This window comes from Vibrio hepatarius (assembly GCF_018860525.1).
GTDB classification, from domain to species: domain Bacteria; phylum Pseudomonadota; class Gammaproteobacteria; order Enterobacterales; family Vibrionaceae; genus Vibrio; species Vibrio hepatarius_B.
In genome coordinates, this window is record NZ_JAHKPM010000021.1 from 1 (window position 1) to 23720 (window position 23720).

Sequence of the window (23720 nt, forward strand, 5' to 3'; positions counted from 1 at the left end):
TTTCGAGAGATACATTAACTGAGCGTGTCTCAACAATATCACCATCAGAGTCTGAGGTATCCGTACGTTCACCCAGTTTTGCTATCACTCGATAACGTTTATCGGAATCAAGTAAGAACTGAGAAAACTTTGTTGCTTCACCCAAGCAGATTGGCAACATACCTGTCGCTAGAGGATCCAAAGCACCGGTATGACCTGCTTTTTCTGCAAAGTAAATGCGTTTTACTTTTTGCAGTGCATCATTGGATGAAATACCTGTAGGTTTGTCCAAAAGGACAACACCATTAACTGGGCGGCCTTTACGACGACGAGCCATTAAGCACTACCCTCTTCTGGATTGTTATCTTCACGGCCAGCATCTTGCTGCTTGCGTTTGTCTTCGCTAATAACCTCACTCACTAGATTCGACATTCGCATACCCTCAACAAGAGTATTATCGTAATGGAAACGAATCTCTGGCGTTAAACGCAGACGAATTCGCTTACCTAACATCATGCGAATATGCACTTCATGCTCACGTAATGCCATAAGACATGACTCTGGAGTTTGTTCACCCACACATAAAAAGGTCACAAATACTTTTGCATAAGCTAGATCACGTGATACTTCCACATCGGAAATAGTCACCATACCTAAACGTGAATCACGAACTTCTCTCTGTAGAAGCATGGCTAATTCTTTTTGCAGCTGTTGTGCGACGCGCTGCGTACGACTAAATTCTTTTGACATATCTTTGCTCTTATTAGAAAGAATGGGGGGATGGTCATAACCAGCCCCCCATGGTGTATTCAACAACCAATTACCACTTATTTTTCAAAGTTGGTTTAGTCAATTAATCAAGAGTACGTTTTATTTCAATGATTTCGAATACTTCAATTTGGTCACCAACGCGAACATCATTATAGTTCTTAACGCCGATACCACATTCGTAACCACTCTTAACTTCTTGAACATCATCTTTAAAGCGACGAAGTGATTCAAGCTCACCCTCGTAGATAACAATGTTATCACGTAGAACTCGAATTGGATTATTACGCTTAATTAATCCTTCAGTAACCATACAGCCTGCAATAGCACCAAGCTTAGGTGACTTAAATACATCACGAACTTCAGCAAGACCAATAATCTCTTGCTTAAACTCAGGTGCTAGCATTCCGCCCATGGCCTGTTTCACTTCATCAATCAATTGGTAAATAATTGAGTAATAACGAAGATCTAGGTTTTCATTCTCAACAGTACGGCGAGCAGTTGCATCTGCACGTACGTTAAAACCAAGCAGGATTGCATTAGAAGCTGCAGCTAATACTGCGTCAGTTTCAGTAATACCACCAACACCAGAACCAACAATATTCACTTTAACTTCATCGGTAGAAAGCTTCACTAGCGAGTCAGAGATAGCTTCTACAGAACCCTGTACATCAGCTTTAAGAACAACGTTCAATTCAGCGACTTCACCAGCGGTCATATTAGAGAACATATTCTCTAGTTTCGCTTTTTGCTGACGAGCAAGTTTCACTTCACGGAATTTACCTTGACGGTAGTTTGCCACTTCACGAGCTTTACGTTCATCACGAACGACAGTAGCTTCATCACCAGAAGCGGGAACTCCAGAAAGGCCTAAAATCTCTACAGGAATAGAAGGACCAGCGGTTGTCACTTCCTGACCATTCTCGTCACGCATTGCACGTACGCGGCCGTACTCTTGACCACATAGAACGATGTCACCCTTGTTCAAAGTACCAGACTGTACCAATACTGTAGCAACTGGACCGCGTCCTTTATCTAGACGAGATTCTACAACCACACCAGATGCCATACCTTCTGCAACTGCAGATAGTTCAAGAACTTCAGATTGAAGAAGGATAGTTTCTAGCAGGCCTTCAATGTTAGTGCCTTGCTTAGCAGAGATGTGAACAAACATGTTCTCACCGCCCCACTCTTCAGGGATTACATTATATTGGGCCAGCTCGTTCTTGACATTATCTGGGTTAGCATCTTCTTTATCGATCTTGTTAACAGCAACAATTAGCGGTACTTCAGCTGCTTTCGCGTGTTGAATCGCTTCAATTGTTTGTGGCATAACACCATCATCAGCCGCTACAACAAGTACAACGATATCTGTTGCTTGAGCACCACGAGCACGCATTGCAGTAAACGCCGCATGTCCAGGAGTATCAAGGAAGGTAATCATACCATTGTCAGTTTCAACGTGGTAAGCACCTATGTGCTGAGTAATACCACCCGCTTCACCTGACGCAACGTGAGCTTTACGGATGTAGTCGAGTGTGGATGTCTTACCATGATCTACGTGACCCATGATAGTAACAACCGGCGCGCGAGGAACAGACTCAGCATGATTATCGCGATCAGATAGTACAGCTTCTTCTAGTTCGTTCTCCTTGCGCAGGGTAACTTTATGGCCCATTTCTTCGGCAATAAGCTGAGCAGTTTCTTGGTCGATAACTTGATTTATGGTTGCCATTGCACCCATTTTCATCATCGCTTTTATAACCTCGGTGCCTTTCACTGACATTTTATTAGCCAGCTCAGAAACTACGATAGTTTCACCGATTACAACATCAGCTTTGGCAACTGTTGCAGTTTTGTCAAAGCCTTGTTGCATCGAAGCCGGTTTGGCGAGCTTACCTTTATTACGGCCTCTACCACCACGCGGGTTACGAGCATTGCGGCTTTGTTCTTCAGTTTTGGCTCCAGTAGCTTTCTTCTTCTTACGGCGACCGCCTTCTTCACGACGGTCAGCAGCATCTTCTGCTTCACGCGCGTATGTCGAAGTGGTTACATGGTAATCAGAGTTTTCGAGCTCTTTTTTCTTCTTCTCTTCTTCACTCCAACGAACTTCATTTTCTTCAGCTAGTTTTCGAGCGTCTTCAACCAGTTTTGCCGCTTCTTGCTCAGCTTTACGCTGAGCTTCTTCTTCTTGACGACGTTTTAGATCGTCTGCTTCACTTTTCGCTTGCACGGTCAATTCTGCACTTTTTGCATTCATGTCTTTCTTAGCCTTATCAGCTTGTACGCGTTTGGCTTTTTCTCCAGCTTCACGTTTTGCATCCGCTTCTCGTTTCGCTTTTTCTTCAGCCTCTCGCTTTGCTTTCTCTGCAGCTTCACGTTTTGCTGCTTCTTCAGCCTCACGCTTCGCAAGCTCTTCGGCTTCACGCTTTGCTGTTTCCTCAGCTTCACGAGTTGCGTCGTCTTCGATAGTACTGCGCTTCACATAAGTTCGTTTCTTACGAACTTCGATTTGAACATCTTTACTCTTTCCTCCACCAGCGTTCACACTTAGTGTGCTACGAGTTTTGCGCTGTAGAGTCAAGCGAGTAGGCTCAGCTTCGCCAGAAGTATCACCGTGCTCTTTTTTTAGGTGTGTCAGAAGTGTCTGTTTCTCTTCTTCACTCACCTGGTCTGCACTTGCTTTTGCCATACCAGCATCAGCAAGTTGCTCTAACAAGCGATCAACTGGCGTACCAATTTCGTCACTGAGAGCCTTAACAGTAATTTGTGTCATAACACTTTCTCCTTGCTGAAATTATTCATCTTCACCGAACCAACAAATATTACGTGCCGCCATAATAAGCTCACCAGCACGCTCTTCGGCAAGGTCTTCAATCCCTTCCAAATCATCAATACCCTGATCAGCAAGATCTTCAAGTGTGATTACACCTTTAGCTGCAAGTTTAAAAGCCAGTTCTCTCTCTAAGCCATCTAAAGCTAATAAGTCTTCAGCAGGCTCAAGACCATCAAAAGACTCTTCTTTAGCCAAGGCCAATGTAGTTAAAGCATCTTTTGCACGTGTACGTAGTTCTTCAACTAAGTCTTCATCTAAGCCATTAACTTCAAGTAATTCATTGACTGGCACATAAGCGATTTCTTCCAATGAAGAGAAACCTTCTTCCACTAGCATTTGTGCAAAGTCTTCTTCAATATCTAGATACTTCATGAAGTTTTCAATAGACGTCTGAGACTCTTCAGTATGCTTCTTGTGTAAATCTTCTACTGTCATAACGTTCAGCTCCCAGCCGGTAAGCTGAGATGCCAAGCGTACATTTTGGCCATTACGACCAATAGCTTGTGCAAGATTATCCGCTTCGACTGCAATATCCATAGCATGAGCATCTTCATCAACGATGATAGAAGCCACATCAGCAGGGGCCATTGCATTAATAACCAATTGCGCTGGATTATCGTCCCAAAGCACAATATCAATACGCTCACCGCCTAGCTCACCCGATACTGCTTGAACACGCGCACCACGCATACCAACACAAGCTCCAACTGGGTCAATACGTTTATCATTAGTCTTAACTGCGATCTTTGCTCTAGAACCAGGATCACGAGCAGCCGCTTTCATCTCAATGATTTCTTCTGCTATTTCAGGCACTTCCACCCGAAAAAGCTCTATTAACATTTCTGGCTTGGAGCGCGTGATGAATAGTTGGAACCCACGAGCATCTGGTGCTACACGATATAAAAGGCCACGGACACGGTCACCCGGACGATTGTTCTCACGAGGAAGCTGGTCATCTCGCAGAATTACGGCTTCAGCATTGTTGCCTAAATCGAGAATGATAGTGTCTCGGTTTACCTTTTTCACAACACCTGTTACCAGTTCACCTTCATTATCGATGAATTGTTCTACGATCTGTGCACGCTCAGCTTCACGCACTTTTTGTACGATTACTTGTTTCGCTGTCTGCGTGGTAATACGATCAAATGTAACGGATTCAATTTCATCTTCTACGAAATCGCCCAGGTCCATTGATTCATCATCATACTGCGCAGCTTCCAAAGAAATTTCTTTTGTTGGACTTTCTACTTCCTCAACGACTAACCAGCGGCGGAAAGTGTCAAATTCGCCAGTTTTACGATCGATAGCAACTCGTACATCAATCTCAATACTGTGCTTTTTTTTAGTAGATGTCGCCAAAGCAACTTCTAGGGCTTCAAAAATACGTTCACGAGGTACCCCTTTCTCATTCGATACCGCTTCTGCTACCGCTAAAATTTCTTTACTCATTTTAAATAGCCTCTAAGACTTTAATTAAAATTTAGGGATCAGGTTAGCTTTTGAAATATTGCTCAAAGCAAACTCTTCTTCATTGCCGTCGATATTAACTGTGACTGTTTCACCTTCAATAGAGTGGATAATTCCTTTCCATTTTCGGCGATTAACTACAGACATTTTCAAAACAATGCTGACCTCGTGACCAATAAATTGTTCATAGTGTTCTGCTTTGAAAAGTGGCCTTTCTAAACCTGGAGAAGACACTTCAAGGTTGTAAGCCACTGTGATCGGATCTTCAACGTCCATTACTGCACTTACCTGACGGCTGACTTCTGCACAACCATCAACTGTAATTCCATCTTCATGATCAATAAAGATACGTAACGTCGAATGTTCGCCTGCGCGAATAAATTCTAATCCAACTAACTCATAGCCTAATGCTACAACCGGAGCTTCAAGCATTTCAGTAAGTTGTCTTTCTAAACCAGTCATTTAAACCACTCCAGAAACAAAAAAAGGGCTCAGGGCCCAATTTAAATTCCAAGCAACTTCTAACCACCTCAGATAGAGATATTTAGATAACAAAAAACCCCGAAAGTCGGGGTTTTTTGATGCTGGACCCTTATACGTTAGGCAATCAGACTTACCTAACTCACAGTTGCATAAGCCACTGTGCAAACTTGTTTATCCTATAAGGATTGGTTGCGGGGGCCGGATTTGAACCGACGACCTTCGGGTTATGAGCCCGACGAGCTACCAAGCTGCTCCACCCCGCGTCCGACTTGTCGAGTATTATACGCTCTCCAAGGTGTTTTACAAGTTTGTAAACATGGTGCCGAGAGAGGGACTCGAACCCTCACACCTAAGGCACTAGCACCTCATGCTAGCGTGTCTACCAATTTCACCATCTCGGCAGCTAATTCTATTTTTTAGCTAGAAAGTAGCTTATTGAGGAATTTCATCGCCTGTTGGGGCTGGAACTTCACTCGCTGCATCATCAGCTTGTTGAATAACTTGACCTTGAGTCGGATCAACCCACTGAGATTCAGTTTTATGGGTTGACATGTTACCTAATACTAAGCTGAGTACAAAAAAAACTGTTGCAAAAACTGCAGTCATTCGGGTTAGAAAATTTCCTGAGCCGCCTGCGCCAAACACTGTGTTTGATGCGCCAGCACCGAATGAGGCTCCCATATCTGCGCCTTTACCTTGTTGAATCAACACGAGGCCGATTACACCAATCGCTGCCAACAGGTAAATCACAAGTAGAACTGTAAACATTATTTCCACCTATGTTCCAAATTGTTGAGCCAGCGCCGCTCGAAATGACTTTCTGAACAAGGCTAGCGACCCCCTTATTGAAGGCCGAGCAATACTAACGAAAGGTCATTGCGCTGACAAGTAGAATTTTAAAAAAAATGGCTTTAGAGGTATTAAGCGCTCAAAAAAAGGGCAAAAGTGAACACTTCTAATTTAATCATCCTAGCTATTAGATTAAAGCGCTGAAAACTCAGGGCTGTATTCGATAAGACCACCACGATTAGCAAACTCATTTTCGGCCAGTTCTAATACCTGAAATGCACCGATTGGCACTTCCCACTGACATGAAAAACCAACCTTTTCACACGCTTTGAACCCAAAACGTGAATAATAGTTAGGTTCGCCAAGTACAACGCAAGCAGGGTAGCTAAATTCTTTAAGTGATGTTAAACCTTCTTTCACAAGCTCAGCAGCTAAGCCTTGCCCTCGATAATCAGCTTGCACAGCGAGTGGAGCAAGGCCTTGCCAGTTTAAATCATTGCCATTAAGTCTGACAGGACTAAACATAACGTAGCCTATGATTTGCCCTTCATCATCACTCGCAACTAATGATAGCGTTCTACAGCCATTTTCTCTTAGCCTCATCACCAAATTAGCTTCAGATTCTGTCTCAAAAGTAGATTTAAGCAACCTATCAACGGCAAGAATATCTGCCGGAGCTTCTGTTCTAATAAGCATTAAACACCTCACTTTACACTATGAGTAATTGTACCCCTTAATGAACGCAATCCGCCAGATGTATCAAAAAAGTTTGCAACGGTTTATACACTTTTCAATCTGTAATTAATCAAAGTACATATAGCAATAACATTGAAAACAACCTTATTTAAACTTTTTAGCACAAACATGCATCAATTTGATCGAATAAACCCAAACTAAATAATATAGCGTTAAAGGTTATAGCAAATTAGGTCTAAAAAAGGCCGATATAATATCAGCCTTATAAACAACTTTAGTCAACTTCCAACATCTCTACTGAGATTGAGGGCGCATAGCTGGAAACAAAATGACATCACGAATAGTATGCGTGTTAGTAAACAACATTGCTAGACGGTCAATACCAATACCCTGGCCAGCTGTTGGTGGCAGACCATGTTCTAGAGCAGCAATATAATCTGCATCGTAGTACATAGCCTCATCATCGCCAGCATCTTTTGCATCAACCTGAGCCTTAAAACGTGCATCTTGATCTTCAGCATCATTAAGTTCCGAGAAACCATTTGCCACTTCACGCCCACCGATAAAGAACTCAAAGCGATCAGTAAAAAATGGGTTATCATCACTACGACGAGCAAGTGGTGAGATATCTGCTGGATAGCCTGTGATGAAAGTAGGCTGAATTAAATGTGGTTCAGCCGTTTCACCAAAAATCTCTTCCAGCAATTGGCCGCATGTCCAAAATGACTCCACTTCAACATGTACAGATTTCGCGATAGAAACCATTTTTTCACGATTTTGTAGATTCTCATCCGTTAACGCTTGGATCTCAGCATGATCTGGATTGTAGCGCTTTATTGCTTCAAACATACTCATACGTGCGTATGTGCCACCAAACTCTACTGTTTCATCACCATAAGGCATAGAGGTTGATCCTAAAACATCCATTGCTACGGTACTCAGCATTTCTTCAGTAAGATCCATGAGATCTTTATAGTCAGAATACGCTTGATAGAATTCCATCATAGTGAACTCTGGATTATGGCGTGGTGATAGTCCTTCATTACGGAAGTTTCTGTTGATCTCAAAAACGCGATCAAAACCACCAACGACCAAGCGTTTGAGGTATAGCTCTGGCGCAACACGTAGATACATATCAATATCCAGCGCATTGTGGTGTGTGATAAAAGGACGAGCCGTAGCACCACCAGGGATAGCATGCATCATAGGTGTTTCTACTTCTAAATAGCCTTTCGCACTCATGAAGTTACGGATAGATGAAACCAGCTTAGAGCGAATAATAAACGCTTGACGAGAATCTTCGTTAACAATCAAATCCACATAACGCTGACGGTAACGCATTTCTTGGTCAGTAAGTCCGTGGAATTTTTCAGGAAGAGGCCGAAGCGCCTTGGTAAGCAATTCATACTCTTCCATATTAACGTAAAGGTCACCCTTGCCTGATTTATGCAATGCGCCTTTAACACCGATAATATCGCCAATATCTAGACCTTGATATTTAGTTTTCAGATCTTTCTGCACATCTTTTGCAGCATAAGCCTGGATACGGCCAGAGGTTTCTTGAATCACCAAAAAAGGGCCTCGCTTAGCCATGATACGGCCGGTAATTGCCACAACATGATTCAGCTCTTCTAGCTCTTCTTTAGCTTTTTCACCGAACTGTTTTTGTAGATCGCCCGCTAGTGCATCACGGCGAAAATCATTAGGGTGTCCATTCGCCTTGCACTCTTTACGGATTTGATCCAATTTAGCTCGGCGCTCAGCAATCAGCTTATTTTCTTCTTGTAGGTTTTCGTTTTGAACAGCATCAGTCATTGTTCGATGTATCCTGTTTCGCTTGAATGTCGGTAAAAAGCTTACAGACCTGATTTCAGGCTAGCTTCGATAAATTTGTCTAAATCACCATCGAGAACCGCTTGAGTATTGCGGTTTTCAACACCAGTACGCAGATCTTTAATACGCGAGTCGTCTAAAACATATGAGCGGATCTGACTGCCCCAGCCAATATCTGATTTCGCATCTTCATTAGCTTGTTTTTCAGTATTTTGCTTTTGAATTTCTAGTTCAAATAATTTGGCACGAAGCTGCTTCATAGCCTGATCTTTATTCTTATGCTGGGAGCGATCATTTTGACATTGGACAACCGTATTGGTTGGAACGTGCGTAATACGTACTGCTGACTCAGTGGTGTTTACGTGCTGGCCACCAGCTCCAGATGCACGGTAGACATCAATGCGAAGATCGGATGGATTAATATCAATCTTAATATTATCGTCAATTTCAGGGTAAATAAAAGCAGAAGCAAACGACGTATGGCGTCGCCCACTTGAATCAAATGGTGATTTACGGACCAAACGATGAACACCTGTTTCAGTTCTCAACCATCCGTATGCGTATTCGCCTGAAACCTTGACGGTAGCGCCTTTAAGGCCCGCGACTTCACCGTCTGATACTTCTATAACTTCAGTCTTAAAACCTTTCGCTTCAGCCCAACGCAAATACATGCGCAGCATCATAGATGTCCAGTCTTGCGCCTCTGTGCCGCCAGAGCCTGACTGTAAATCAATATAGCAATCGGCAGCATCATGATCGCCAGCGAACATACGGCGAAACTCAAGCTTTTCAAGCTTACCCTCTAGTTCAGCCAATTCTGGTTCGATCTCGTCAAAAGTTTCTTGATCTTCCTCTTCTACAGCCAGCTCTAGTAGACCGTCAACATCTTCAACACCTTGAACAAGCTGATCTATGGTCTCGACAACCGCCTCAAGAGATGCTCTTTCTTTTCCTAATGCCTGCGCACGCTCAGGTTCATTCCAGACATCAGGTTGCTCTAGCTCTGCGTTGACTTCTTCAAGGCGCTCTTGCTTAGCGTCATAGTCAAAGGTACCCCCTCAGGACATTCGTGCGCTCAGACACGTCCTTAAGGCGGTTTTTAATTGGATTGATTTCAAACATGTTTGCTCAACATTTATGAGTAGAATTTAACCGAAAGATTGTACTGAAAAGTGTGATGAAGATACAGGGTTTTTTGAAAGTGAAACGCGAGTCCGTACACAAAAAATCCCCCTACAAAGTTAAGCCAAGCAGGAGGATTTTAAGCTTAAAAGACTAGGGAGTTACGCCGCCTCTTTATTTATAGTCGGCTGCTCTGACTTACCAATAAAGAACATGCATACCATAGTGACGAGAGTTGGCAGTAACCATCCCATACCAAGATCAAACATAGGTAAAACATTAAATGCAGACACATCCACCCCAGCAACTTTAGCTGCGTCAACCAAAGCAAAAAGAAGTGATACAGCCAGTACGGTTCGATACGCAAGTTTTGGATTAGGCAGAAGCTTGCGAACAAATGTGAGTCCAACAAGCGCAATGGCCACTGGGTAAAGAGCATAGAGCACAGGTACAGATAATGTGATTAATTGAGACAAACCGACATTCGCAACCACAGCACAAGCAACACCAATTATTATGACCCACTTTTTATATGATACGGGAGTCAAAGAGCTAAAGTAGTCTGAACACGCTGAAATAAGACCTATCGCGGTTGTCAAACAAGCAAGTAACACAATAACTGACAACACAACTTGGCCGTAAGGACCAAATAGAGATTGGATATACAGGCTCAGGATAACGCCGCCATTATCCGCACCTGATGCTATCGCAGAGCTAGTAGCGCCTAAATAGAAAAGAGATATATAAACAAAAGCTAAGCCAGCAGCCGCAATACATGCAGCACTGATAAGGTATCTAGCTGTCGCTTTTTGTTCTGTGATCCCCTTCTGGCGTAGAGCATCAACAATCAAAACACCGAACATGAGTGAACCAAAGGTATCCATGGTGTTATAACCGTCAAGAAAACCTTTTTGCAACGGATGACTTAGATATTCACCTTGAGCAAATAACATAGAACCTTGTGGGTCAACGAACACTGCCAGTGCTAAAATAATCAATCCAATAAACAATACTGGGGTTAATATTTTACCGATAACATCGATCAATTTTCCCTGCGACCAAGCAAAAAACATCGCGACGGCAAAAAATAGCATAGAGAACAGAGCCAAATGTACCTCAGTGGCCTCTACAAAAAATGGCTTAACTGCCATTTCATAAGCAACAAGCCCCGTTCTCGGCGCTGCGAAAGCTGGGCCAATGATAATAAAGATTAATACGGCCATCAGCATAGCAGCACGTTTAGGTAAGTCTTTAGTAAGACACTCCCACGAGCCACCGGAGACTGCAATAGCAACGATTGTAATAAGAGGGAGACCCACTGCAGTTACGAGAAAGCCTATCATAGCAGGCATCATATTTTCACCTGCTAACTGGCCTACCTGTGGCGGAAATATTATATTACCGGCACCTAAAAAGAACGCGAAAAGCATAAAGCCTAAAGCAATAATATCTGTTAATTTTAAAGTCTGATTCACAAGAGACCCTTTAACTATTTGTGATTGATGTTGTGTATGCTGAGCTATCCAAATAGGTTACCCAGTCTATAAATTTGGACGCGAATAATGACGAAACACACTCTTATCTGCAAGCCTAGGGACAAGAACACCATATAAATTTATAAATAAGGGTTATCAATAGTATTATTGACTAATTTAGAAATAAAAATAAGACAATAATATCGTTAGATAACACGAGCAAATATAACAAATAATAAACAAAAAAAATACAAATAAGAAACAAGCATTAATTGTATAGCTGTGAACAGAAGAAAATGAAAAATACTCAAACTAAAGACTTTGCATTCAAGCAATTTAAGGTAACTAGAGGACTCTCAGGTATGCCCGTGAGTACAGATAGTGTATTACTTGGTGCTTGGTGTGAGATAGGTATATCTGCAAGAATCTTAGATATAGGAACAGGAACTGGGTTGCTCGCTTTAATGTGTGCTCAGAAAAATAATGGCTGTTACATTGATGCAATTGAAATTAATAGGCAAGCTCTTTTAGCAGCAAAGAACAACTTCCTACTATCTCCTTGGCAAACTCGTTTAAACCTGCTGGCAGGTAACGTATTAACTTTTCCATTTCAACATAAATACGACACAATTATCTGTAACCCTCCCTACTTCGATAGTGGAGAAATAGCTAAAACACAAACACGGGCAATTGCCCGACACACTTTAGCTCTTAGTCATCAAGCTTTGCTAAAACAATGTATCAACCTAATAACCAAAGAGGGCCATGCATGGTTTATTCTTCCTGAAATTGAAGGACGACGATTCATTAGCCAAGCACAGCAGCTAGGCTGGTTTTTAGCCAAACTATGTGAAGTCAGCCCTACAGATAAGAAGCCGACTCATCGCCTACTCATACAACTAACGCGAACAAATGTACAAACCGAAACTCAGAAACTCACCATTCGAACAAATAACCTCTACACAAAGGAGTTTATTGACCTTACTCAGGCGTTTTATCTCAAGATGTAGAAATTAAGGTGTGATCCTTATCACCGAAGTCTCTATAATACTTTCCTTCGACTTTATTGTTCTCACTTACCAGTTTGTGGAGATACCAGAGTGATCAAAAATTTTGCTGAACTAGATCTCGATCCAAACCTGCTCATCGCAATTGAAGAAATGGGGTTTAATCGCCCAACTCAGATTCAAGCTGAATCTATTCCACAAGCTTTAGATGGCAGGGATATTCTAGCGTCAGCACCAACTGGCACGGGTAAAACCGCAGCTTTTGTACTTCCTGCATTACAATACCTGCATGACTTCCCCCGCCGTAAACCAGGCCCGGCACGTATTTTAATTCTCACCCCTACACGAGAATTAGCAATGCAAGTTGCCGAACAAGCTCGTTGTATGGCAAGACATGCTAAATTGAATATTTTCACTATTACTGGTGGGGTTCAATACCAAGAGCATGCCGATATCCTTTCTACAACGCAAGACATCGTCGTTGCAACCCCTGGCAGATTAATGGAATACATCGAAGCAGAGCGCTTTGATTGTCGAGCTATCGAATGGCTTATCTTAGATGAGGCTGACCGCATGCTCGATATGGGTTTTGCGCCAACAGTCGATCGCCTATCCTCCGAGTGTCGTTGGCGTAAACAGACTTTGCTATTTTCTGCCACTTTAGAAGGTAAAGGCGTAGAAGGCTTCACTGCGGATTTGCTCAAGGAGCCTGCCAAAATTGATGCAGACCCTTCACGTCGTGAACGTAAGAAAATAGCTCAATGGTATCATCGTGCGGATGACCTAACACACAAACTCGCACTTCTAAAAAATATTCTGACTGAGCAAGCCGAACGAACTATTATCTTTGTCAAAACTCGTGATCGATTGGCAGATCTTCGTTCCGAACTTGAAAAAGACAATATCCAATGCGCTTGGATTCAAGGTGAAATGCCCCAAGATCGCCGTAATAATGCGATATCTCGTTTTCGTGATGGTACAGTCAACATACTGATTGCCACAGATGTTGCCGCTCGTGGTATTGACCTACCAGATATCAGCCATGTCATCAATTATGATATGCCACGTAGTGCTGATGTCTACCTACACCGTATTGGCCGAACTGCACGCGCGGGTAAAAAAGGTAACGCCATCTCAATAATTGAAGCCCATGACCAATCTATGATGGAACGTGTCGCTCGTTACGTGAAAGAAGATATTAAAGAAAGATTTATTAAAGAACTTCGTCCAAAACACAAAAAGCCTGTATTTAAGAAAAAGAAAAAAGACGACAAGAAAAAATCTCAAATCAAAACTAAAAATAAACCCTCTAAAAATAAAAAGTAGAAGCAATAGATATATAAAGGGTCGGCACTATAGTGCCAACCCTTTATATGCTCATAGCTTAAAAATATGAAGGTTATCAGTGCTCACGAGTCACGCGAAAATCCACATCAGGGAAACGCTCTTTTGCCAAATTGAGGTTAACCATAGTCGGTGCGATATATGTCAAGTTATCTCCCCCATCAAGAGCTAGGTTCACTTGATTTTTTCTCTGGAATTCATCTAAAATTTTACCATCATCACACTCTACCCAACGAGCAGTTGCAACGTTAACTCCCTCATAGATAGCTTCTACGTTATATTCAGCTTTTAATCGTGCAACCACCACATCAAATTGCAGAACACCAACAGCTCCGACGATTAGGTCGTTATTTTGTAATGGACGGAAAACCTGTACCGCCCCTTCTTCAGACAGCTGAACCAGACCTTTTAATAACTGTTTCTGTTTGAGTGGATCTTTAAGTCGGATACGACGAAATAGCTCTGGCGCAAAGTTGGGGATCCCTGCAAATTTTAATGTTTCACCCTGAGTGAAAGTGTCTCCAATCTGGATAGTTCCATGATTATGTAACCCTATAATATCACCTGCATAGGCATTTTCTGCTCTTGAGCGATCACCAGCCATAAAAGTAACGGCATCAGAAATATTGATTTGTTTCCCAAGACGAACATGGTTCATCTTCATACCTTGTTTATAGGTTCCAGAAACAACACGCATAAAAGCAATTCGATCTCTGTGTTTAGGATCCATATTTGCCTGAATTTTAAACACAAAGCCAGAGAAATTGTCTTCGCATGCTTCAACTTGACGTTCATTTGCTTGGCGAGACATAGGTGCAGGTGCCCACTCAGTTAAACCATCCAGCATATGATCAACACCAAAGTTACCCAATGCTGTACCAAAATAGACTGGGGTAAGTTCTCCAGCAAGAAAAAGCTCTTGATCAAATTCAGGGCAGGCACCAATAACAAGTTCAAGTTCTTCACGCAGCTGTTGAGCTAACTCATCTCCAACCGCATGGTTCAATTCTGGATTATCCAGACCTTTAATAATGCGCGTATCTTGGATAGTATGCCCATGACCAGTGGTGTAGAGAACTGTCTCATCACGTTCAATATGGTAAATACCTTTAAACTCTTTACCACATCCTATTGGCCAAGTAATAGGAGCACAAGCAATTCTCAGTTCACTTTCGACTTCATCAAGTAGCTCCATTGGATCACGGATATCACGATCCAGTTTGTTCATAAATGTAACAATAGGAGTATCACGTAGCCTAGTCACTTCCATTAACTTACGGGTACGGTCTTCGACACCCTTTGCAGCATCTATAACCATAAGGCATGAATCGACTGCAGTAAGAGTACGATAAGTATCTTCCGAAAAATCTTCGTGCCCTGGAGTATCAAGCAGATTCACCAAGCACTCGTTGTATGGAAACTGCATCACTGATGTGGTTACCGAGATACCGCGCTCTTTTTCCATTTCCATCCAGTCAGACTTTGCGTGCTGTGCTGAACCTCTCCCTTTGACCGTCCCCGCAGTTTGAATGGCACGCCCAAAAAGTAATACTTTCTCAGTAATGGTGGTCTTACCCGCATCGGGGTGAGAAATAATAGCGAACGTTCTACGTTTAGAAACTTCGCCAGTAAATACTGTATTTGACATCAAAGGATCTTCTTAAGTATGAGTGCTAGTCAATGTCAGAATGAGTCATGATTTTTAAACTAGCTTATCGATTCTATTTTGCTCCGTATTCTCGCTTATATTGGCTTTAGGAGCAACAAAGACAAATAAATCTGCTTGAAATCCACTACAAATTAAAATATCAATAAATTTAGTCTATAACTAAAGGAGTAGAGGGAACCAGTTAAGATTATGCCTGCTAGCAAGAAAATAAATTCATTAGCATTCCGACAAGCAAAAACCGTATTTCTAGTGTCAGTGATACTGGGAATCATTTTTAGCCTGTATCAAATTTTGGTGGATCTCCATCAGGAGCATAAACGGATAGAAGAACACTATCAGTTTAAACTGTTGCAGAACTACTCTAACGCCAGTCAAGCTGCATACCATTTAAACCAGCTGTTGGCTGAGCAAGTAGCATCCAGTTTACTGATGGATAGTGCAATCTACCAAGTTGCCATTGTCGATGACTTTGGTGATGTCCTGACTGAGCAAGACAGAAACATAGCGATGGAAAGCTCGTTTACCGAAGCTCTTTCTCATTATCTAACACCAAATACACCAGTCTATGAGACTGAGCTACACCAACCTAATTCGCACGTTGTTGTCGGTATGCTCAGTTTTTCGGTAAATGGTGCCAATATCGCGAAAAATTTTATCGCCAAGACGAGCCAAATACTTTTATTCGATCTGTTTAGAAATATTTTGCTGACAACGATATTGTTACTATTTTTCTATCAAAAACTATCTAAACCACTTGTCACTCTCATAGAGTGGGTAAAATCTCTGCAGAACAAAACACCTGGAGTTACCATGCCAAACCTTCATCGAGATGATGAATTGGGACAGTTGGCAAGTACATTCCATAACTTATGGAAAGATAGAGAAGCAGCTGAAGTAAAACTTAATCAGTTAGCCTATTATGACTCACTAACAGGTCTAGCAAATCGAAGCTTATTGCTACAAACCCTTGAAGAGGTAATTGAAAAAGCAAAATTAGACAACACAGCCGGAGTACTCTTTTATCTGGACTTAGATCGCTTTAAAACTATAAATGACTCTTTAGGCCATACCATCGGAGATCATCTAATTAAAGCTATAGCTAAACGTGTGGAAGCTTGGCTTGCTGATGATTATACTGCTGCTCGCATTGGAGGGGATGAGTTTGCTATTCTTATGCCTTCAATCCACCCAGATAAAGCTCATGATACAGCTCAACAACTTCTCGCCTTGATTTCGAATCCATATTCTATTGACGATCATTTACTTTACTGTACAACTAGTGTAGGTATTTCCGTATTCCCATCAGTTAATAGTACCAATATCGATGTCTTACGTCAGGCTGATACCGCTTTATATCGTGCTAAAGTAGCTGGAAGAAACAAATACATGTTCTATGAGCCTGAAATGCAAGCTCAGGTGGAATCGTTTCTTGAAATAGAAAAAGGCTTACATGAAGCCATTAACAAAGACCAGCTTGAACTTTACTATCAGCCTCAAGTTAGTGGAAACCAACAAATTGTCGGTGTTGAAGCTTTAATCCGCTGGAATCACCCTGAAAAAGGCTTATTACCACCTGGGGTATTTATGCCCATTGCAGAAGAAACTGGGCAAATACTGCAAATAGGCAATTGGATTATTGAGCAAGCTTTACATCAATATGCCGCATGGCACAAGCAAGGGGTGCTTCCTGACACCTTCAAACGATTAGCTATCAATATCAGCCCACTTCAATTTTCTCAGCATAGCTTTGTTGAGTATATCCATGATGCACTTGCACAAGCTGGGATCAATGGGGATCATATCGAATTAGAAATTACCGAGAACTTGTTACTTGAAAATGTTGAAGACGCAATAGAAAAAATGAGCAAGCTGAAAGAATTTAACCTCAAGATTTCTATTGATGATTTTGGTACTGGATACTCATCTCTCAGATATTTAAAACATTTGTCGGCAGACGTACTTAAAATAGACCGCTCTTTTGTTACCCAAGTACATTTAGAAGAAAGTGATCAAGCTATTGTCGATGCAATCATAATGATGGCCCAAAGATTGAATCTAGAAGTCATCGCAGAGGGTGTAGAGGAAGCTGCTGAGCTTAATATTTTAAGGAAATTAGGTTGTGACCAGTTCCAAGGTTATCTGTTTGACAAACCACTTCCTGCTTCAGAATTACCCTCAAGATTTGAAGCGAACTTCTACCCAGTAGAAGGTTCCGACGCAGTTAAATCGATACAAAAGTAGTTGGTTAAGAGCTAAAGAAAAAGATAACTCATTATTATGGCGTCTTCTTTTCCTCCAGGTTTGGTGGGGTAGTAACCTTTTCTTCTATCTACCTCATTAAAACCAGCCACCTCATATAGTGTATAGGCTCTTTGGTTACTCTCTCTAACTTCTAACCATGCACTTTCTGCATTGACCATTGCACACATATCCAGAAAAGCCTCTAACAATGCCTTTCCATAACCACGACCGTGATACTTGGGGTGAACCGCAATATTGAGTAAGGTAACCTCACCTAGAATATTCTGAGCATAAAAGTATCCCACTACCCTATCACCTTTCACCAACACATGATGACAAGCACCTCTTCCATTAATATCTCCAATGAGTTTTATAGACCATGGGTGAGTATGGGCTTGTGTTTCAATCTGAAAAACCTCTGGGAGGTGTTCTTTTTTAAGCGAAGAAATATTTAAAGACATAAAAAGCTATCGTTTTTCACAAATTTGTTGCCATAGAGCTCGACGCAGTTTTTGATCAGCTTTAACACAAGACAAATCATGAGAGTGTAAAACTTTACCCTTTATTTTTGAATCAACTTGGCACCCTGAAAACCACACCCAGTCTTGATTCTGGTTGAAAACAAGATTGGCATATTGTGGCAAGACATGTAGAGCATCATCTAGAGTGAGCTCAATACTTTGTAAAACTTTCTCAAATAACTCAGCATCTTCACCAGTTGGATAACTCGAGGACAGAAAAACGAGTTTACATGAAGCTGGTAAACGTATGGGCGCTGGCTGATAACCTGGTAGTTTATCAACATCTTGCACTTCATAGACCTGAATGCCCATTTCGTGCAGATAAGCATGCTCTTTGCTCGGCATAAACTCGTTACATAGATGGAAAGAATAAGGGACATTCTAACATAAAATAATACCAGCAACGAAAAGGCTATAGCCCTTAAATAAAAAGGGCCACATTATCCTAGAAACTAGCTTTTACTGCATCCGCGATTTTAAGTGCCGACGTTTGAACAATACCTGCATCTTCACCTTCGACCATAACACGGATCAAAGGCTCGGTTCCTGACTTTCTTAATAGGACTCTCCCCTTATCGCCAAGCTCTGCCTCTACCGCCTCTACCGACGATTTAACCTCAAGTGATTCTAGTGGGTTAGAGTCGCCAGTAAAACGTACATTTTCCAGCACTTGGGGATATAATGTCATTCCTTGAGTCAGTTGATGAAGTGGTATTTTATTACCAACAACTGAAGCTAAAACCTGTAAAGAGGCAACAATCGCATCCCCTGTTGTCACTTTATCAAGCAAGATAATATGCCCGGAATTTTCAGCACCAATTTTCCAACCTTTATCCAAAAGCTGTTCCATTACATACCTGTCTCCCACAGCTGCTCGTACAAAAGGAATTCCAAGTTCTTTAAGGCCAATTTCCATGCCTAAATTGGTCATCAATGTGCCAACAACACCACCTTTTAGCTCTCCACGCTGCATCGCATCTCGAGCAATAATATAAGCGATTTGGTCTCCATCTACTTTATTGCCTAAATGATCGACCATAATGATTCGATCGCCATCACCATCAAATGCTAGACCCAAATCAGCTTGTTCTTCGATGACTTTTTTTTGCAAGGCAGTGACATCGGTTGCTCCAACTTGGTGATTGATATTTGTACCATTAGGCTCAACACCCATTGCTATGATATCAGCGCCTAACTCACTAAATACTGATGGCGCAATGTGATAGGTCGCTCCATTTGCACAATCAACCACAATTTTTAATCCAGCAAGGCTACTTTCTGAGGGAAAAGTGCTCTTACAAAACTCAATATAACGACCTGCAGCATCATTAAGGCGGCTAGCTTTGCCTAATAGAGATGATTCTACACACTCAATTTCTCTATCCAGTTCAGCTTCAATAGCCAGTTCAATACTATCTGGAAGTTTAGTCCCTTCAGAGGAGAAAAATTTAATTCCATTGTCATAATATGGATTGTGGGAAGCTGAAATTACAATGCCAGCCTCTGCACGAAACGTTTGGGTTAAATATGCTACAGCAGGGGTTGGCATAGGCCCAGTCAAAGTTGCGTTTAAACCGGCAGCAGCAAGACCGGCTTCAAGTGCTGATTCCAGCATGTAACCAGAGATTCGAGTATCTTTACCGATAATCACTTTTTGGGTTCCCTGCTTGGCTAATACTCGCCCTGCAGCCCAACCTAGCTTCAAAATAAAATCAGGGGTAATAGGATACTGCCCCACATGGCCACGAACACCATCGGTACCAAAATAACGTCTTTTATCAGACATGCTTATTCCTTACAAATTTTTAATCAATGTTGTTTCTGACCATTGTAACAACTTTCATTGCATCAAGAGTTTGCTCAAAATCATGCACTCTAATGATTTGTGCACCCTTCATCGCCGCTACAGTTGCACATGTTACGCTGGCAGCAACACACTCAGCTGGGGCAGTATCTAGTAGTTTAAACAGCATAGATTTACGAGACATCCCGGCAAGTATTGGCAAACCAAACTCTTGAAAATATTCGAGATTCGCCAATAAATGATAGTTGTGTTCTAACGTTTTTCCAAAGCCAAAGCCAGGGTCAAGAATCAGTTGATTCCTATCAATGCCCTTTGCTTCACAAGCTGCAATACGTTCCTGGAGAAACTTGCCAACGTCTGTGAGTAAGTTTTGGTATTGAGGTTTTGCTTGCATGGTACGTGGTTGCCCTTGCATGTGCATCAAACAAATTGGCACTCCAGATACTGCTGCGACTTCTAACGCACCTGGCTCTTGTAAGGCTCGTACATCATTAATCATGTCTGCTCCAGCCTCTATAGCTTGGCGCATAACTTCTGCTTTGCTAGTATCGATAGATATCCAAACATCAAATTGTTCTCGAATAGCTTTAATCACGGGAATTACCCGCGAGAGTTCATCTTCCAAGCTGACATCTGGTGCACCTGGACGCGTCGATTCACCACCAACATCAATGATGCTCACGCCACTCTCAACCATTTTTTTTGCTTGTAATATTGCAAAATCAAGCGAGTTGAATTTCCCGCCATCAGAAAAAGAATCAGGCGTAACATTAAGAATACCCATCACTTGTGGTATGGATAAATCTAGGGATTTATTATTGGTTTTAATTATCATAAAAAATACAAAACCCCGAGTAACCCCGGGGTTTTCTTATATACATAAGTTTACTCAGTGTCTTTTTTTTCAGGGGCTTGCTCTTCAACAATATCAGATGAAGACACTACCTCGTCTTCCGTTGAATCTGGCTTAGATTCACTCTGATTTTCATCTTTATTCGCCGACTTATCTGCGTTGTCACCCCACCCAGCAGGCTCTCGAATATCAGATTTACGCTCCATTAAATCATCAATCTGACCTGCATCAATGGTTTCATACTTCATCAAGGCATTTTTCATGGTATGCATAATATCCATGTTATCTTCAAGAATCTGTTTGGCTCGAGCATAATTTCGATCAATGATTTTACGTATTTCATCGTCGATGAGTTTAGCAGTATCTTCTGACATATGTTTAGTCTGAGTAACACTGCGTCCAAGGAATACTTCGCCCTCTTCTTCTGCGTAAAGCAATGGACCAAGTTTTTCCGAAAATCCCCACTGAGTAACCATCTTACGAGCAATGTCTGTTGCACGTTCGATATCATTCGAAGCACCTGTGGAAACTTTATCGGCTCCATAGATAAGCTCCTCCGCCAACCGGCCACCATAAAGGCTTGAGACCATTGACTCTAGATGCTGTCGAGACATGCTAACGCGATCTTGTTCCGGTAGGTACATGGTCACACCAAGTGCTCGGCCACGAGGAATAATAGAAACTTTGTATACGGGATCATGCTCTGGTACTAAACGACCAACAATTGCATGACCTGCCTCGTGATAAGCGGTTGACTCTTTAGTCTCTTCCGACATCACCATAGAGCGACGCTCAGCACCCATCATGATTTTGTCTTTTGCTAGCTCAAACTCAACCATAGAAACATTGCGTTTATTACCACGGGCCGAAAATAGTGCTGCTTCATTGACTAAGTTCGCAAGATCAGCACCAGAGAAACCGGGTGTACCACGCGCAATAAGAGACGGCTCGACATCTCCAGCCAAAGGCACTTTGCGCATATGAACTTTAAGAATTTGCTCACGACCACGGACATCTGGTAACCCAACAACAACTTGACGATCAAATCGACCAGGGCGAAGCAAGGCAGGGTCTAAAACATCAGGTCGGTTTGTAGCTGCAATGACGATAACACCTTCATTACCTTCAAACCCATCCATTTCGACCAACATTTGATTCAGTGTCTGCTCTCGCTCATCATGACCACCGCCGACACCAGCACCTCGTTGACGGCCAACTGCATCAATCTCATCGATAAAGATGATGCAAGGCGCAGCCTTCTTAGCCTGTTCGAACATGTCACGTACACGCGAGGCGCCTACACCAACAAACATCTCAACAAAGTCAGAACCGGAAATAGTAAAAAATGGGACTTTCGCCTCACCAGCAATAGCTTTGGCGAGAAGAGTTTTACCCGTACCAGGAGGGCCAACCATCAATACGCCTGTAGGAATTTTACCTCCTAGCTTCTGGAATCGACTCGGGTCTCGCAAGTAATCAACCAACTCTTTCACATCTTCTTTAGCTTCATCACATCCAGCTACATCTCCAAATGTAGTCTTGATCTGCTCTTCACTCATCATGCGAGCTTTGCTCTTACCAAAAGACATGGCACCTTTACCACCGCCACCTTGCATTTGGCGCATAAAGAATATCCACACTCCGATAAGTAAGAGCATCGGGAACCAAGAAATAAAGATAGTGCTAAGTATACCTTGCTCTTCTGGAGGTGTACCTTGCACTTTCACATTCTGGTTAATCATGTCATCCAGAAGCTTCTGATCATATACAGGCATGTAGGTCACATAACGTGAACCACCACCACGGCGAGTGAAAGTGATTTCTTCGCCTTTGAAAGTTGCATCCTGAATTTGGCCTTGACCAACTTCTTTTACAAACGTGGTGTAATCAACTGCTCTGCCACTACTGTCTCCAGGGCCAAAACTCTGGAAAACCGACATCAGCACAACGGCGATTACAAGCCATAGAATTAAATTTTTTGCCATATCACTCAAGGTGTAAGCCTCGCGATAAATAATTGTAATTAAAGGTAGGGTACTACAGTTTGTAAACTGTAGCTACAGTGTTAACCTCTGCTTGATAAAGCAAATAGTTAACCTTTGTAACCAGTGGCTACAATAAACACTTCTCGGGAGCGAGCCCTAGAAGAATCAGGTTTGCGGATTTTCACGACTTTAAACATATCGCGAACATCTTTAACGTATTGATCGAAACCTTCGCCCTGAAAAACTTTCACAACAAAACTACCATTGGGCGCTAGAATTTGTCGACACATATCTAAAGCCAACTCAACCAAATACATAGCTCTAGGTTGATCAACAGAGTTATTACCCGCAATATTAGGCGCCATATCAGACATAACTACATTCACCATAGACGGTTTAATTTTATCCAACAAAGCTTCTAGCACCGAATCTTCACGAAAATCCCCTTGGAGAAAGCTTACACCAGCAATGGGATCCATTGGCAGCAAGTCACAAGCAATTATCTTGCCTCCATCTCCTACTATCTTAGCAGCATATTGAGACCAACCACCGGGAGCAGCGCCTAAATCAACCACTGTCATCCCTGATTTGAGAAGCTTATCTTTAGATTGAATCTCTTCCATCTTAAAATAAGCTCGGGATCGGTAGCCTTTTTTACGAGCTTCATTCGCAAATTTATCATCGAAGTGCTCTTTCAGCCAACGTCCAGAACTCGCTGAATGTTTCTGTTTACTCATCCAAATCCTAATTGATAAGGGGGCACTATGCCCAATAAATTATAGTCTTCAGGATTAGATGGCGTTAAAATGGTATTTTTCAACCCTTGTAATAAAGAAAATTGGCCGCGT

At 42.1% G+C, this 23720-nt stretch carries 19 protein-coding genes, 2 tRNA genes and 1 pseudogene; 3 read left to right on the forward strand and 19 right to left on the reverse strand.

Annotation, left to right across the window (positions count from 1 at the left end; translation table 11 throughout):
- The 12 genes and pseudogenes from truB to brnQ form a co-directional block, all read right to left on the reverse strand.
- A pseudogene (truB, locus tag KO511_RS06310) lies at positions 1 to 316 on the reverse strand (tRNA pseudouridine(55) synthase TruB); the annotation flags it as partial.
- On the reverse strand, positions 316 to 729 hold the full coding sequence (rbfA, locus tag KO511_RS06315) for a 30S ribosome-binding factor RbfA (RefSeq protein ID WP_215986623.1): 414 nt from the start codon (positions 727 to 729) through the stop codon (positions 316 to 318). The gene rbfA and the pseudogene truB, both read right to left, overlap by 1 nt.
- 103 nt (positions 730 to 832) lie before the next feature.
- Positions 833 to 3523, reverse strand: coding sequence for a translation initiation factor IF-2 (gene infB, locus KO511_RS06320; RefSeq protein ID WP_215986624.1), 2691 nt, complete (start codon positions 3521 to 3523; stop codon positions 833 to 835).
- A gap of 21 nt (positions 3524 to 3544) precedes the next feature.
- On the reverse strand, positions 3545 to 5032 hold the full coding sequence (gene nusA, locus KO511_RS06325; RefSeq protein WP_215986625.1) for a transcription termination factor NusA: 1488 nt from the start codon (positions 5030 to 5032) through the stop codon (positions 3545 to 3547).
- A gap of 24 nt (positions 5033 to 5056) precedes the next feature.
- Complete coding sequence (rimP, locus tag KO511_RS06330) at positions 5057 to 5512, reverse strand: ribosome maturation factor RimP (protein WP_215986626.1); 456 nt, start codon at positions 5510 to 5512, stop codon at positions 5057 to 5059.
- Positions 5513 to 5719: 207 nt separating this feature from the next.
- Positions 5720 to 5796, reverse strand: a tRNA-Met gene (locus KO511_RS06335).
- Positions 5797 to 5850: 54 nt separating this feature from the next.
- Positions 5851 to 5934: transfer RNA gene (locus KO511_RS06340), tRNA-Leu, on the reverse strand.
- Between the two features lie 31 nt (positions 5935 to 5965).
- Positions 5966 to 6301 carry a preprotein translocase subunit SecG gene (secG, locus tag KO511_RS06345; RefSeq protein WP_215986627.1) on the reverse strand — a complete coding sequence of 112 codons (336 nt, stop codon included), beginning with the start codon at positions 6299 to 6301 and terminating at the stop codon, positions 5966 to 5968.
- A 213-nt stretch (positions 6302 to 6514) separates the two neighbouring features.
- Positions 6515 to 7018, reverse strand: coding sequence for a GNAT family N-acetyltransferase (locus tag KO511_RS06350; RefSeq protein ID WP_215986628.1), 504 nt, complete (start codon positions 7016 to 7018; stop codon positions 6515 to 6517).
- 294 nt (positions 7019 to 7312) lie between these two features.
- On the reverse strand, positions 7313 to 8833 hold the full coding sequence (gene lysS / locus KO511_RS06355) for a lysine--tRNA ligase (protein ID WP_215986629.1): 1521 nt from the start codon (positions 8831 to 8833) through the stop codon (positions 7313 to 7315).
- Between the two features lie 41 nt (positions 8834 to 8874).
- Positions 8875 to 9973 (reverse strand): peptide chain release factor 2 gene (gene prfB / locus KO511_RS06360; RefSeq protein ID WP_125322545.1). Its coding sequence is split into 2 segments (ribosomal slippage): positions 8875 to 9897 and positions 9899 to 9973, totalling 1098 coding nucleotides; the frame shifts between segments, so codons are not numbered across the junction.
- A gap of 161 nt (positions 9974 to 10134) precedes the next feature.
- On the reverse strand, positions 10135 to 11448 hold the full coding sequence (gene brnQ / locus KO511_RS06365; protein ID WP_215986630.1) for a branched-chain amino acid transport system II carrier protein: 1314 nt from the start codon (positions 11446 to 11448) through the stop codon (positions 10135 to 10137).
- Positions 11449 to 11744: 296 nt separating this feature from the next.
- Here brnQ and KO511_RS06370 point away from each other — a divergent pair, with 296 nt between their 5' ends.
- Together KO511_RS06370 and srmB are read left to right on the forward strand one after the other, a co-directional pair.
- Positions 11745 to 12458, forward strand: a complete 714-nt coding sequence (locus KO511_RS06370) for a tRNA1(Val) (adenine(37)-N6)-methyltransferase (RefSeq protein WP_215986631.1) — start codon at positions 11745 to 11747, stop codon at positions 12456 to 12458.
- Positions 12459 to 12548: 90 nt separating this feature from the next.
- On the forward strand, positions 12549 to 13781 hold the full coding sequence (gene srmB, locus KO511_RS06375; protein ID WP_215986632.1) for an ATP-dependent RNA helicase SrmB: 1233 nt from the start codon (positions 12549 to 12551) through the stop codon (positions 13779 to 13781).
- A gap of 76 nt (positions 13782 to 13857) precedes the next feature.
- Here the strand turns inward: srmB and prfC are convergent, their stop codons facing one another.
- Positions 13858 to 15447: a peptide chain release factor 3 gene (gene prfC, locus KO511_RS06380; protein WP_215986633.1), complete on the reverse strand. Its 1590-nt coding sequence runs from the start codon at positions 15445 to 15447 to the stop codon at positions 13858 to 13860.
- Between the two features lie 210 nt (positions 15448 to 15657).
- Between prfC and KO511_RS06385 the strand changes: the two genes are divergently transcribed.
- A complete protein-coding gene (locus tag KO511_RS06385; RefSeq protein WP_215986634.1) occupies positions 15658 to 17709 on the forward strand; it encodes a putative bifunctional diguanylate cyclase/phosphodiesterase in 2052 nt (683 codons plus the stop codon).
- An 11-nt stretch (positions 17710 to 17720) separates the two neighbouring features.
- On the opposite strand, the gene rimI is transcribed toward KO511_RS06385, so the two are convergent.
- The 6 genes from rimI to rlmE form a co-directional block, all read right to left on the reverse strand.
- Positions 17721 to 18170 (reverse strand): ribosomal protein S18-alanine N-acetyltransferase, encoded by a 450-nt coding sequence (gene rimI, locus KO511_RS06390; protein ID WP_215986635.1) that lies wholly within the window; start codon positions 18168 to 18170, stop codon positions 17721 to 17723.
- 6 nt (positions 18171 to 18176) lie between these two features.
- The gene (locus KO511_RS06395; protein ID WP_215986636.1) at positions 18177 to 18575 is read right to left on the reverse strand and encodes a DNA polymerase III subunit psi; all 399 of its coding nucleotides are present in this window, start codon (positions 18573 to 18575) and stop codon (positions 18177 to 18179) included.
- A 100-nt stretch (positions 18576 to 18675) separates the two neighbouring features.
- On the reverse strand, positions 18676 to 20016 hold the full coding sequence (gene glmM / locus KO511_RS06400; protein WP_215986637.1) for a phosphoglucosamine mutase: 1341 nt from the start codon (positions 20014 to 20016) through the stop codon (positions 18676 to 18678).
- 19 nt (positions 20017 to 20035) lie between these two features.
- Positions 20036 to 20869 (reverse strand): dihydropteroate synthase, encoded by an 834-nt coding sequence (gene folP, locus KO511_RS06405; protein ID WP_215986638.1) that lies wholly within the window; start codon positions 20867 to 20869, stop codon positions 20036 to 20038.
- 50 nt (positions 20870 to 20919) lie between these two features.
- Entirely contained in the window at positions 20920 to 22872 is a 1953-nt protein-coding gene (ftsH, locus tag KO511_RS06410) for an ATP-dependent zinc metalloprotease FtsH (RefSeq protein WP_215986639.1), read from the reverse strand.
- A 107-nt stretch (positions 22873 to 22979) separates the two neighbouring features.
- On the reverse strand, positions 22980 to 23609 hold the full coding sequence (rlmE, locus tag KO511_RS06415; protein WP_215986640.1) for a 23S rRNA (uridine(2552)-2'-O)-methyltransferase RlmE: 630 nt from the start codon (positions 23607 to 23609) through the stop codon (positions 22980 to 22982).
- Between the last annotated feature and the right edge of the window lie 111 nt (positions 23610 to 23720).